The organism is Variovorax sp. IB41 (assembly GCF_016405905.1).
Classification (GTDB): domain Bacteria; phylum Pseudomonadota; class Gammaproteobacteria; order Burkholderiales; family Burkholderiaceae_C; genus Variovorax.
This window is the reverse complement of sequence record NZ_JAEFCB010000035.1, coordinates 34,389-45,330: the sequence shown is the minus strand read 5'-3', so window position 1 is coordinate 45,330 and position 10,942 is coordinate 34,389. Positions and strand designations below refer to the sequence as shown.

The window sequence follows — 10,942 nt, the reverse complement described above, 5'->3', positions numbered from 1 at the left end:
TGATCTCGCGGTTCAGGTTGGCCAGCTTCTCGAGCAGCCACACGTCCTGCATCAGGACGGGGCCGCGGGGGCCGGCGGTGAGGCTGTTCTGGTTGTCGACCACGGGAGCGCCGAAGGCAGTGGTAAGCGGGGTCTTGCGCGGGGTGTCTGGTGAATCGCTCATAGGCTTTCTGAACGCAGGGAAAGGGAGCGCCGGTGCGAGTGTGGCGCGGGTGTCTGGATACCTAGGCCGCCAATGCCACGATGCTCGTGATGCCGTTGCGCGCCATCTTGGCGTAGGGGCAGAACCGTTCCGTGTTGCGCACCAGTTCTTCGGCCACGCTTTTCTCGACATCGGGCAAGTGAATCCGGACATCGGCCGTGAGCATGAAGAGCCCGTCGACGGGGTCGCGTCCGAAAGTGACGGACATCTGCACGTTGGCGTCGTGAACCGGAATCTTGTTTTTCGCTGCCAACAGGTTCAAGGCTCCATGGAAGCAGGCGGCATAGGCCGCTGCGAACAGCTGCTCCGGGTTGGTGCCGCCACCGTCACCGCCCAGAGCGGTGGGAAGCCGCAGCTGCACGTTCAGGTTGCCGTCGTCGGAGCGCGCCACGCCCGACGCCCGACCGTGTTCTGCTTCGCCGCCGCTTACCGTGACGACCGTCGAATAGATCGGCTCGAATTCCTGCCCCTTGTACTTGTCGAGCAGCGCGATAGGTGGCGGTTGCAATGGGCCTTGTTGTGCGGCTTCGGGTGCGAAGGCGATGGCTGTACTTTTCTGCGCGGGCATTCCAGGCTTCCGTTCAATTCAATGAGGGGGAACGGTGTGCTCAGGCGGCTGAAACTTCGAGTTCGAAGGCTGCGCTGATGATGAGGCTGAGTTCGTCGCCGATCATCGGGAGCGCGGCGGTGACGCCGTACTCGCTGCGGCGGATGCGGCCCCGAATGTCGAATCCGATCGTGTAGACCTGCTTGGCTGGATTCATGCCGGCGCCGACGAAGCTCACATCGAATGTGACGTTGCGTGTCACGCCGTGCAAGGTGAGCGCCCCGTTCACCTGAAACGAATTTTCGGCAAGGGAAAGAGGTGCCGCGAAGTCGAAGGCGATCGATGGAAACCGCTCGCCGTCGAGCCATTCGCGGCTCCTGAGTTCGTCGTCCAGGATCCGGCTCGTCGTTTTCACGTTGGCGACCGGTACAGACACCGCCAGGCGTGTATGACTGCCGCTTGCTGACAGCGGAATGTCGAGCGTGCCGCCAGGCGTGGTGAACTCGCCGTAATAGGTCGAGATGCCGAAGTGCGAAACGCTGAACAGCACATGCGAATGCACAGGATCGATGACGTAACGCCCACGGCTGACGTCGGCCAGGTTCGACGAGGCCAATGTGGAGGGTTGGGAGCTGTCGGGCATGGGATTCACAAGGATGAGGAGAGGGGACCTGGGGCAGGAGCCCTCGGCCGCACCAGGAGGCGGCCGAGAGCGCGCTTCGTGTCAGCGCGCTGGCTTGGGCAGTGCGAACCAAGCCTCGAAGCCGAGCGCGCCGATGCGCGGATTGGCGCCCGGCACCAGCGTGTCGTCCTTCAGCTCCGCGCCGAAGTAACGCGCGTGCACGTCCTGGACGACCTTGCGCGGATCGTTGGTCTTGGCGAGAAAACGCTGTACCAGATCGGACAAGCGAACGCGCTCGGGGCCCGCAATTTCGACTACACCATTCACCGGGCTGCCCAGTGTGTAGTCCGCCACGGCGGCCGCGACGTCATCCGATGCAATCGGCTGCACGAAGGCCGGCGAGAGGTGCACGGTGTCACCGTCGGTGCCCGATTGCGCAATGCCGCCGAGGAACTCGAAGAACTGCGTCGAATGGACGATGGTGTAGGGAATCTTCGATTCGCGGATCAGCTTTTCCTGTGCGATCTTGCCGCGGAAGTAGCCGCTTTCGGAGAGGCGGTCCGTGCCGACCACCGACAGCGCGACGTGGTGCTTCACGCCGGCCACGGCTTCCGCGGCCAGCAGGTTGCGTCCGGAGGTCTCGAAGAACTCGAGCACAGCCTTGTCCTCGAACGAGGGCGAGTTCGCCACGTCGAGCACGACCTGAGTGCCTTGGAGGGCCTCCGCCAGGCCTTCGCCGGTGATGGTGTTGACGCCCGATGCTGGCGATGCGGCAACGACTTCATGGCCGGCTTCGCGAAGCTTGCTGACGACCTTCGAGCCGATAAGGCCCGAGCCGCCGATGACAACGATCTTCATGATGATTTCCTTGTAGCCCGCAAGGGGCCGTGTGGATGACGGGGTGAGTTCTGGCAGCGCGGATCAGGCGAGCTTTGCCTTGTCCAGGCCGAACACCTTGTCGGAGGCGCCGGGCACGCTCTTGAAGCCGATGTTCAGGCGGCTCCATGCGTTGGTGGACATGATGAGGAAGGTGAGGTCGGAGATTTCCTTTTCCGACAGTTGCGTGCGCACGCGCTCGTAGATGTCGTCAGGCACGCCTTGTTCGGGCAGCCTGGTCAGCACTTCGGTCCAGGCCAGTGCGGCGCGCTCGCGCGGGATGAACAGCGTCGACTCGCGCCACGCGGCCAGGTGGTACAGACGCAGCTCGCGCTCGCCCTGGATCTTGGCCTGCTTGACGTGCATGTCCAGGCAGAACGTGCAGCCGTTGAGCTGCGAAGTGCGGATCGACACGAGGTTGCGGATCGGTTCTTCGATGGTGCTTTCCTTGATGGCGTTGAGGAACTCGACGAACTTCTTGAAGAGCTCGGGCGATTGCTCGACATAGTTGACGCGTTGGGTCATGACTACTCCTGGAATTGGGGGCAGATGCCTGGACTCAGAGGCGGCTGAGTCATCCGTTTGCGAAGATCGCGTAGACAGGACGTAGCGTAGGTTTGGGAGGCTGCCGCCGGTAGCCATGCACGAGGCTTCACGATGTTGCCCAACGCGCAACAATCCGGTCCCGGACTCGGCATGTTTCCGAAATGACACCAGTCGAAAGTGAAAACCGGCGAGGCCGCACCCTAGAATTTTTTGGGACGCTTGCGGCAACGCGCGGTGTCATCCCACTCACTTTCGGAAAGCCAATCCCATGTTCAAGCACATCACCGTCATGACCGCCGCCTTCCTGGCCGCGACGAGCGTCTTCGCACAATCGGCTGAGAACCAGGTCATCACCGACAGCAAGCCCCAGGCGCGAGCGCAAGCGAAGGTGTCGGCGAAATCGCAGGGCAAGCTTGCCGCACCCTCGGGCGACACGGTCAAGACCGCCGAAGGCGGCGCGATCGGAACCGACAGTGCCGCCGTTGTCGGCGAGAAGCGCCACCAGACGCGCGACGCGCGCAAGCCGAATCGCCGCAAGCCCGTTCCCGGCGGCACGCCCAACTGAGCAGCGAATTGCCGAGGCCCATGCGACGAAGCCCGCCAGTCACTGGCGGGCTTCGTCGCATGGGCCGCTGCAGGCGCTAGCTGCCGCCCACCGCGAGGGCGCGGCCGCGGACCAAGCCTTCGATGACGCGCAGCACATCGGCCGGCTCCGCACGCTTTCGGATGTCTTCCTCAATGTGGGCGAAACGGATGCGGCCTTCCTCGTCAATCACATAGGTCGCCGGAACCGGCAACACCCAGAGGCCGTTGCCATTCAGAACGGGAATGTCAGTGCCCACCGAACCGTAGAAGCTCACGAGTTCGGGAGGAAGCGTGAAGGCCAGTTCGAAGCCATTGGCGGCGTCGAGGTTGGAATCGCTGAGTACGGTGAACGCGAGCTGGTTGTCCTCGGCCGTGCGCATCGAGTGGTCAGGCGTCTGCGGAGAGATCGCTAGAAGCGTGGCGCCGAGGCGTGCGAGGTCATCCGCTCGCTGGTGCCAGGCCCGCAACTGGAGGCTGCAGTAACCGCACCAGCCGCCACGGTAGAAAACCAGCACGAGCGGTCCCTTGCGCCACTCGTCCGACAGACGAACCGGCCGGCCGGAACCGTCCGGCAATGTCGCGTCAGGCGCAAGGTCGCCGGCGCGCTTGGCGCGGGCAGCGATGCCCGTGGCATCGAACACCGCATCGGCGGCGTCGTTGTGGTCGAAGGCTGAAAGTTGCGGGCTCATGGCAAGGCTCCGAAAAGTGGGGGAGGTCGATCGCTGGGTGCAGGACGCTGCATCGCACCCGAGGCTCAGACGAGCTGCTTGTCGACATAGCACCATCGCCAGTATTCGCCGGGCTCCGCGGACTGCACGATCGCGTGGCCGGTCTGGTGGAAGTGACCGGTCGCGTGCTTTCCCTGCGACGAGTCACAACATCCGACGTGACCGCAGGTCAGGCACATGCGCAGGTGAACCCAGCGGCCGCCGGACCGCAGGCATTCCTCGCACCCGTTGGTTGTCGGTGTGACCGGGTGGACCTGGTCCAGGTGCGTGCAGCTGGTGGTCATGCGCGCACCTCCGCACGGGACGGTGAAAGTGAAAGCGAAGGGGCGGTAGTCTTCATGGCATTCTTTTCTTGGTGTTCACCAGCGGCGAACGGGTGAGTGGCGCGAAGAGAGCTCGTGCCGGCTTCCTGTCGCAGGAAACAAGGGATGCCTTCCACCCGCAGCGTCGCCGTGTTGCTGGTCGGATTTACGCGGGGACACCGCGCCGACGTGAGTCTGTCCCGTGCACGAACGGGTGGAAAGTGCACGCCTCATTACAGCCGCCTCGGCGATCTGACACCCGTCATCTTCGTTGCGGCGGGTGGAATGCAACCGGTGGGTTATTTCACTGGAATGAAGAACTCGGCGCCCTTGTTCTTCACGAGCGTGACGACGAACTTCGCGGGCTTGGTCTTGCTGGCGTTGCGCCCGACGGTGTGGATGTCGTCGGGGCCTTCGTAGAAGGTGTCGCCGGCCTTCAGCGTCACTTCCTTGCCGCCCTTCACGCCCATCACGATCGAGCCTTCGAGCACGTACACGAAGCTGTGGGCGTCGTGGCGATGCACCGGGTCGACGGCGCCCGGCGGGTAGTCCACCGTGATCATCAGCACTTCCTTGCCGGGGATGTCCTTCATCTCCTGGGTCAGAAGCGGCGTGACCTTGGCGTCCTTGGGCCCGCCGTGCGATGCGGTGTGCTGTGCCATGGCAGCGCCTGCGGCGAACAGAAATGTCAGCCCGAGGCTTCTTGCAATCTTGGTCATGGTCTTCGTCTTGCCTTCGTTGATGCGATGGATGAATCGTAGGATCGGGTGCCGGGGCCCGGTAGGCCTGCGCGATGGACCATGGTGTTGTCCACAAGGCACCAATCTCGCGTTCGCTGCATGGGCCAGCGCGGCGCTCATGCGGGTGGCTCGCCTTCCACGGGCTCGAAGCGCGCGCCGGCTTCGAGCGTTTGGTGAACGGGGCATCGCTGCGCCATGTCCAGCAATTGCGCGCGTTGTGCCTGCGTGAGGGTGCCGTCGATGGACACCCGGCGGCTGAAGACATCGGGCGGGGACGTCGCCTTGTCCTTTCGGTGGCTCACCGCGGTGCGGATGCGCGTGACCGGCCAGCCCTTGCTGTCGGCGTAGTGGCGCAGCGTCATGGTCGTGCAGGCGGCGAGCGCGGACGACAAGAGGTTGTAGGGCGTGGGGCCCGAACCGAGCCCTCCCACCGTTGCGGGTTCGTCAGCGAGCCAGCGCGAGCCACCCGAGCGCAGCGCGAGCTGAAATTTCCCCAGCCCCGTTTCTTCCGCCTCGGCATCCGCCGCGATCGGATGGCCGGAGGGTGGCTCGGGCAGGTAGCGGGCCGCCCAGGCCGCGATGAGGTGCGCGACGTGTTCGGCGTCTTCGCGCTGCGACAGCAGGTGGTCCGCATCGTCGAGCGAGACGAAACTCTTGGGATGCCTCGCCGCCAGAAAGATGCGCGTGGCGTTTTCGATATCGATCGTCCGGTCCCGCGGCGCATGGAGCAGCAGCAGCGGCCGGCGAAGGACCGCGATGCGTGCGCCTTGGTCGTGTGCGCGCAAGTCGTCCACAAAGGCCTTGCCGACCGCCATCGGCCGTCCGACCACCTGGACCAGCGCCTGCCCCTCGGCTTCGAGGCGCGCAAGACCCGCCGGGTCCAGCAGGTGCAGCACGTGGGCCACGTCGAACGGTGCGGCAATGGTCGCGATGGCGCGCGCGCTTGCAATGCCGCCTGCCGCGGCGAGCATGGCGGAGCCGCCGAGGCTGTGGCCGATGAGCAGGCGCGGCGGCATGCCGACCGCCTCCATGGCGTCGGCGGCAGACACGAGGTCCTGCACGTTCAGCGAGAAGCTCGTGTCGGCGAAGCTGCCATCGCTGTCGCCCAGCCCGGTGAAGTCGAAGCGCAGCACCCCGATGCCCGCACTGGCCAGCGCCCGCGCGATGCGCATGGCCGCGAGGTTGTTCTTGCCGCAGGTAAAGCAGTGCGCAAAGAGGGCCCAACCCCGATGGATACCCTCCGGCATTTCGAGGCTGCCTGACAGGCGGTGTCCACCGGGGTTGAGAAATTCGAAGGAGCGAGTGGGCACGGGGCGTGTTCCTGTGTCTAGGCCAGATGCGTACGGATCGGGATGCTCGTCTTGAGCGTCAGCGTCACCGGTGTCCGCTCGGCGATGTCGGCCAGGCGTGCCTTCTGCGTGTCGTCCAGGCCGACGATGCGCAGCGATCTTTCGATCAGCATGGCGTCGTCTTCCCGGGAAAGATGAAGGTCCACCTGCACCGATTCGAGCGGCCAGTTCTTCAGGTCCGCATACATGCGCAGCGTGATGGCCGTGCATGCCCCAAGCCCGGCAAGCACCAGTTCGTAGGGCGTGGCGCCCGCGCCTTCGCCGCCGAGGACGGAGGGCTCGTCCGAGACGAGCGTGTGGCCGCTGGCAAGGTCGATCTGCGTGCGGTAGCGGTCGCGCCCGATGCGCGCGGTGCCCTGGGCCATGGTCGAGCCTCTCTCTTGTGCCGGGACCGATGGGGTGCTCAGGCGTCGGGCGTGGTCGAGTCGCGCCAACACAGCACGGAGAGCACGGCGCCTTCGCCGTCGATCTCGAACTCGTCGGGCAGCGGCCCGTCGATGCGCTCCAGTTGCACAGCGCCGGCCAGCCGTTCACGCAGGTCGCGCGCCCATCGGCTGCCATGTGCCATCCAGGCGGGACTGATCTCGTCGCCGTCCAGCGAGGGTTCCAGCATCACGATGACGCGCAGCATGGGCCCGTCCGTCGCCTGGATGGCCCACAGGCGCCGAACGGCGGGCTGCTCCGCGTACCAGCGGGCGAGCGCGCTCGACGTGGCGCAGACCGGTTCGGGCGCTTCGAGAGAGGATGTCAGCGACAGTCTCATGACATGTCCGGGGTTACTGCGGTATGCCGCTCTCGGCAGCCAGCGCGGCCTGTACACCGGCGTTGCCGTCCATCATCCGGACGAAACGCGCGAGGTTGTCCAGGCCTTGCATGTCGATCTCCTTGGCCGCCGACCAGCGCGAGATCACGAACAGGTACGGGTCCGCGATGGAGCGCTCGCCGGTCAGCCAGTCGCGTCCGTCGAGCTGGTCGTCCAGCCGCGCGAGATATTCACGCACGTGGCCGCGCGCGTTGTCCGCAAGCACGGGCGCCATCGCCGCGTCTTCCAGGAAGCGCTGCGGCACGAAGATCGGTTTGAACGCCTTGTGCACATCCGAGTTGAGAAAGCCCAGCCATCGCATGACTTCGGCGCGCGCACGCGGCGACCCGTCGCCCAGCAGGCGGGCTTCGGGATACAAGTCGGCCAGGTAGCCGAGGATGGCGACGTTCTCGGTGAGCGACAGGTCGCCGTCCATCAGCAGCGGCACCGTGCCGCCCGCGTTGAGGGCGAGATAGCCGGGCGACTTGATGCTTTCCAGGCTCATGCGCACCGGCTCGTGGTCTGCGCCGATCCACTGGAGAACGATCAGGTCGGCGAGGGAGCAAGCGCCGGGCATGTGATAGAGCTTCATGAGGTATTCGTTGGGTTGAAGCGAGTCGTTCGCTTTTTGGCGGAACGTTTGGCTTCGCTTTGTGAAGAAGAGGCTTGCGAACGATTCGATGCTAGGCAGGCATGCGCGGCGACGGAAGGCATGTGTGGGGTTGCACTGTGTTGTCGCGAGCGCACCAATCGCGGTGTCGTGCCCGACACCTTCTTGCGCAGTGCCACTAGAACCTGCGTGCGTACCGCAGCTGAATGAAGTTCTCGCCGGGGTTCGGATGCTTGATGCCCGCATTCGAGAAGTGTTCGAGGCGCAACGCGATCTCGTGCTGGCGTTGCGCACCGAAGCTGCGGCCGACCGCTAGGTGGGTGCCGAAGTTGAAGCTCGTCGAAAAGCTCTTCTCACGTGTCCTGTAGACCGACGAGGTAGCGGTCACCCCCACCCCGGTTTCGAAGAACCACGGCGAAGCGCCGTCTGCGGGGCGGTAGCGCAGCACCGGGACCAGCGCGAACTGCGACAGGTGCGAAAGCCCGGCCCGGTCCGCCGACTGGATTTGCCAGTACGCGTAGGAGGCTTCCAGATAGCTGCTCAGCTCGCCCGGGCCCAGCTGCCATCGATAGGGCAGGTCCCAGGTCAGCCCCGCGGTCAGCGTGCGGGTACCGTGCGCCGAGCCGAACTGGGTGAAGAGGGACGAGGGTTGATACGAAGGGGTGTCGGCGCGCGCCACCTGCGACATGCAGGCGCCGATGGCGAGAAGGACCGTTGCTGCGCCATGTCGCTTGAGACGGAGTTGCGGTAGCCGGAGGTTGAAGGGGAAAGTTCGATCGGACATTGGATTGTTGGATGCATCGAGCAGCACGGCTCTCGCGGTGTCGTCGAATGCATCGGATGCTCAGGAGTTCAGGGGCGATGCTTGCTGGCCGATGACGAGGCCGAGCCCACGGTGAATGCAAGCGCGGCATCGGTGGGCGCAGAGGCCGGCGTAGCCGCAGGTGTTTCGAAGCGCCCGCCGAGGCGATTCCCTGCCGGGTCTTCGAGGGTGCCGCGCGCGATGAGCCGGTATTCGCCTGCGCGCCACGGGGCGTGCGGGGTGAAGGCCCAGGTGCGCTCGCTGTCTTTCAGCAGGGCTTGACCATTCACGCGCCGGCCGTGCGGGTCTGCGATCGCGATGTAGTCGACTTCCCGGCCGTCGATGGCGTCGTCCAGCGTCACGACGAGCGCTTGCCTCGACCCGGCATGCACGGACGACAGGCGCCATGCCGACACCGCCGGACCGCGCGTGTCGACGGGCCCGACGCGCCAGTGCTGGATGGGATGGTCGTCGAGCGTCAAGGTCACATCGTCTCCGTCGACCAGGATCGGCCCGAGGACCTCACGCGCGTTCAGGCCGGTCTTGACGCGGCCTGGATGCAGCAGCACGGTCAGGATTCGGCCGCTGGGCGACCAGAGTTCCTGCTCGAGAAACGGCTGCTCGAGCGGCTTTCCATCGGGGCGCAGCAGCGCGAGCCTCGGCAGCACCGGGCCTTCGATCCGTGTCGCGAACTCGATGGACAGGCGCAGCAGGTTGGCCGGCACCTGACCAGCGGATGGCTGGACGCGCACCATTTGCGCAGCTGCGGGGGATGGCGCGGGCGGTCCGGCGTGCGACGCGCCCAGCGTCACGGCGAGCGCCACGGCGCCGCACAGTCGGCGAAGACGCACGGCTTACTCCGATGCCTTGATCAGGTCCGGGAAGCCTTCGTCCTTCAGCAGCATGTCCTGCCGGGGCTTGATGTTCTGCAACTGGAAGTTGTCGCCCTTGAAGCTGTACTCCGCGAAGGCGTACTCCGAGACGTGGTCGGTCAGCCGGAAGCTCAATTCCTTGCCGATGGAAACGAGCTGCAGCGCGTCCTTCTCGAGCCGGCGACGCACGACGACGAAAGATTTCTCGTCGAGATTGTCCAGCCGCAGCGTGCCGGCCAGCGGAGCTTGCATGACCTCGACGCCCGCGAGCTGCCCGAACGGCACCTGCTTATCGATGCCGGGACGCGAACCCGTCGCCTCCAGCTGCGACACGGGAATGACGTTCGACACGCGGTCGAAGTTCGCCAGCAGCAGGAAGTCCTCGGTCTTGCCCTGCTCTGTTCGCGAGTAGGCAATCATGTCCGCGGGCGTGTTGCCGTAGCCGAGTTCAGCGACGGTCTTGCCGCGGATGTGTGCGCCGTCCTTCAGGTCGTCCAGCGGGATCGTCACCAGCGGCGTGCACGTGTAGGCGGCCACCAGGTAGGGCTTGCCGCCCCAGCTCGCGAAACTCATTGCGCGGATCGGCGCGCGCGTCTCGATCAGGTTGTGGCCCGCGTGGTAGATCTCCACCGAGGTGACCGACTGCTTCGCGTCGAACGGGTACTTCACCCGGCGCAGCGTCGAGGCAAAGTCCTGGTTGGAAAGGCCGGCCACAAAGAGTTCGCCTTCGCGCCACTTCATGTCGGTGACGGTGAAGCTGCGCTCCGGCGTTTCCTTCCAGAAGCTGTAGTCGGAGGTGGGTGCGTCGCGCAGCGCAACGGACGTGGAGGCGGCTGCCTTCAGGTCGATGCGCCGCGCTTTCTTGTCGCTGGTGACGAGGATGAGCGCTGGCGTCTTCGCGGCGCCGTAGCTCACGGCCACGTACACCTGCGCGGTGCCGGGCCTCACAACCATGTCCTCGACCGTGACCCTGGCGCCGCCGACTTGGGCGGAGAGCAGGCTCTCCAGATCGAGGATGTTGAACGCGGTGCCTGCCGGCTGCTGTTGTGCCGCGGGCAGTGAGATCGCGTGGACGCGGGCGGCTTTCCAGTCGGCGACGAACAGGATGTTGCCGGGACCCGCTGCAAGGCGGGAGATGGACTTCACGTCCGCCGCGGCGGCGTTGAGGGAAGCACCGAGGCAGCAGGCGAGGGCGAGGGCAGTGGTGATGGTGCGCAGACGCATGGGAAGCTCCTTGAAGGGTGGGATGGACCCCATCGATCCTAGGAACGGCCCGCCCTCGGCGGTAGGTATGCGCGAGGGACCATGGCGTTGTCTGCGAAGCACCAATGCGTCCTCAGCCAGGCGACTACCGGGCGC

Annotated in this window: 16 protein-coding genes; 1 reads left to right on the top strand and 15 read right to left on the bottom strand. The window is 65.4% G+C overall.

Annotated elements, in window-relative coordinates; all coding sequences use genetic code 11:
* The 5 genes from JC881_RS31980 to JC881_RS31960 all read right to left on the bottom strand — a co-directional run.
* Positions 1-163: catalase (locus tag JC881_RS31980; RefSeq protein WP_198789771.1), on the bottom strand; the 163-nt coding region annotated here is incomplete at its 3' end.
* 61 nt (positions 164-224) lie between these two features.
* Positions 225-770, bottom strand: coding sequence for an Ohr family peroxiredoxin (locus JC881_RS31975; protein ID WP_198789770.1), 546 nt, complete (start codon positions 768-770; stop codon positions 225-227).
* A 40-nt stretch (positions 771-810) separates the two neighbouring features.
* Positions 811-1,392 (bottom strand): YceI family protein, encoded by a 582-nt coding sequence (locus JC881_RS31970; protein WP_198789769.1) that lies wholly within the window; start codon positions 1,390-1,392, stop codon positions 811-813.
* Positions 1,393-1,473: 81 nt separating this feature from the next.
* The gene (locus tag JC881_RS31965; protein WP_198789768.1) at positions 1,474-2,229 is read right to left on the bottom strand and encodes an SDR family oxidoreductase; all 756 of its coding nucleotides are present in this window, start codon (positions 2,227-2,229) and stop codon (positions 1,474-1,476) included.
* Positions 2,230-2,292: 63 nt separating this feature from the next.
* The gene (locus JC881_RS31960; protein WP_198789767.1) at positions 2,293-2,772 is read right to left on the bottom strand and encodes a carboxymuconolactone decarboxylase family protein; all 480 of its coding nucleotides are present in this window, start codon (positions 2,770-2,772) and stop codon (positions 2,293-2,295) included.
* A 310-nt stretch (positions 2,773-3,082) separates the two neighbouring features.
* On the opposite strand from JC881_RS31960, the gene JC881_RS31955 reads away from it, so the two are divergent.
* Positions 3,083-3,358 (top strand): hypothetical protein, encoded by a 276-nt coding sequence (locus JC881_RS31955; protein ID WP_233102165.1) that lies wholly within the window; start codon positions 3,083-3,085, stop codon positions 3,356-3,358.
* A gap of 76 nt (positions 3,359-3,434) precedes the next feature.
* Here JC881_RS31955 and JC881_RS31950 read toward each other — a convergent pair whose 3' ends face one another.
* The 10 genes from JC881_RS31950 to JC881_RS31905 all read right to left on the bottom strand — a co-directional run bounded on the left by JC881_RS31950 (position 3,435) and on the right by JC881_RS31905 (position 10,807).
* Positions 3,435-4,067, bottom strand: coding sequence for a peroxiredoxin-like family protein (locus JC881_RS31950; RefSeq protein ID WP_198789765.1), 633 nt, complete (start codon positions 4,065-4,067; stop codon positions 3,435-3,437).
* A gap of 65 nt (positions 4,068-4,132) precedes the next feature.
* Positions 4,133-4,390 carry a ubiquitin carboxyl-terminal hydrolase 14 gene (locus tag JC881_RS31945; protein ID WP_198789764.1) on the bottom strand — a complete coding sequence of 86 codons (258 nt, stop codon included), beginning with the start codon at positions 4,388-4,390 and terminating at the stop codon, positions 4,133-4,135.
* A gap of 317 nt (positions 4,391-4,707) precedes the next feature.
* Positions 4,708-5,127: a cupin domain-containing protein gene (locus tag JC881_RS31940; protein WP_198789763.1), complete on the bottom strand. Its 420-nt coding sequence runs from the start codon at positions 5,125-5,127 to the stop codon at positions 4,708-4,710.
* A 137-nt stretch (positions 5,128-5,264) separates the two neighbouring features.
* A complete protein-coding gene (locus tag JC881_RS31935; RefSeq protein ID WP_198789762.1) occupies positions 5,265-6,458 on the bottom strand; it encodes a bifunctional alpha/beta hydrolase/OsmC family protein in 1,194 nt (397 codons plus the stop codon).
* Positions 6,459-6,475: 17 nt separating this feature from the next.
* Positions 6,476-6,862 (bottom strand): OsmC family protein, encoded by a 387-nt coding sequence (locus JC881_RS31930; RefSeq protein ID WP_198789761.1) that lies wholly within the window; start codon positions 6,860-6,862, stop codon positions 6,476-6,478.
* 38 nt (positions 6,863-6,900) lie between these two features.
* Positions 6,901-7,260, bottom strand: coding sequence for a hypothetical protein (locus tag JC881_RS31925; RefSeq protein ID WP_198789760.1), 360 nt, complete (start codon positions 7,258-7,260; stop codon positions 6,901-6,903).
* Between the two features lie 13 nt (positions 7,261-7,273).
* On the bottom strand, positions 7,274-7,891 hold the full coding sequence (locus JC881_RS31920; RefSeq protein ID WP_198789759.1) for a glutathione S-transferase family protein: 618 nt from the start codon (positions 7,889-7,891) through the stop codon (positions 7,274-7,276).
* Between the two features lie 196 nt (positions 7,892-8,087).
* Entirely contained in the window at positions 8,088-8,720 is a 633-nt protein-coding gene (locus tag JC881_RS31915) for an acyloxyacyl hydrolase (protein WP_332875322.1), read from the bottom strand.
* A gap of 41 nt (positions 8,721-8,761) precedes the next feature.
* The gene (locus JC881_RS31910) at positions 8,762-9,466 is read right to left on the bottom strand and encodes a hypothetical protein (protein ID WP_233102164.1); all 705 of its coding nucleotides are present in this window, start codon (positions 9,464-9,466) and stop codon (positions 8,762-8,764) included.
* Between the two features lie 99 nt (positions 9,467-9,565).
* Positions 9,566-10,807, bottom strand: coding sequence for a hypothetical protein (locus tag JC881_RS31905; RefSeq protein ID WP_198789757.1), 1,242 nt, complete (start codon positions 10,805-10,807; stop codon positions 9,566-9,568).
* Positions 10,808-10,942: the final 135 nt, after the last annotated feature.

Bases quoted from the DNA above. Each gene is read 5' to 3' on its own strand.
- JC881_RS31965 (WP_198789768.1), bottom strand. From the start codon at position 2,229: ATGAAGATCGTTGTCATCGGCGGCTCGGGCCTTATCGGCTCGAAGGTC.
- JC881_RS31945 (WP_198789764.1), bottom strand. From the start codon at position 4,390: ATGACCACCAGCTGCACGCACCTGGACCAGGTCCACCCGGTCACACCG.
- JC881_RS31930 (WP_198789761.1), bottom strand. From the start codon at position 6,862: ATGGCCCAGGGCACCGCGCGCATCGGGCGCGACCGCTACCGCACGCAG.
- JC881_RS31970 (WP_198789769.1), bottom strand. From the start codon at position 1,392: ATGCCCGACAGCTCCCAACCCTCCACATTGGCCTCGTCGAACCTGGCC.
- JC881_RS31950 (WP_198789765.1), bottom strand. From the start codon at position 4,067: ATGAGCCCGCAACTTTCAGCCTTCGACCACAACGACGCCGCCGATGCG.
- JC881_RS31955 (WP_233102165.1), top strand. From the start codon at position 3,083: ATGACCGCCGCCTTCCTGGCCGCGACGAGCGTCTTCGCACAATCGGCT.
- JC881_RS31905 (WP_198789757.1), bottom strand. From the start codon at position 10,807: ATGCGTCTGCGCACCATCACCACTGCCCTCGCCCTCGCCTGCTGCCTC.
- JC881_RS31975 (WP_198789770.1), bottom strand. From the start codon at position 770: ATGCCCGCGCAGAAAAGTACAGCCATCGCCTTCGCACCCGAAGCCGCA.
- JC881_RS31940 (WP_198789763.1), bottom strand. From the start codon at position 5,127: ATGACCAAGATTGCAAGAAGCCTCGGGCTGACATTTCTGTTCGCCGCA.
- JC881_RS31960 (WP_198789767.1), bottom strand. From the start codon at position 2,772: ATGACCCAACGCGTCAACTATGTCGAGCAATCGCCCGAGCTCTTCAAG.
- JC881_RS31925 (WP_198789760.1), bottom strand. From the start codon at position 7,260: ATGAGACTGTCGCTGACATCCTCTCTCGAAGCGCCCGAACCGGTCTGC.
- JC881_RS31920 (WP_198789759.1), bottom strand. From the start codon at position 7,891: ATGAAGCTCTATCACATGCCCGGCGCTTGCTCCCTCGCCGACCTGATC.
- JC881_RS31910 (WP_233102164.1), bottom strand. From the start codon at position 9,466: ATGGTGCGCGTCCAGCCATCCGCTGGTCAGGTGCCGGCCAACCTGCTG.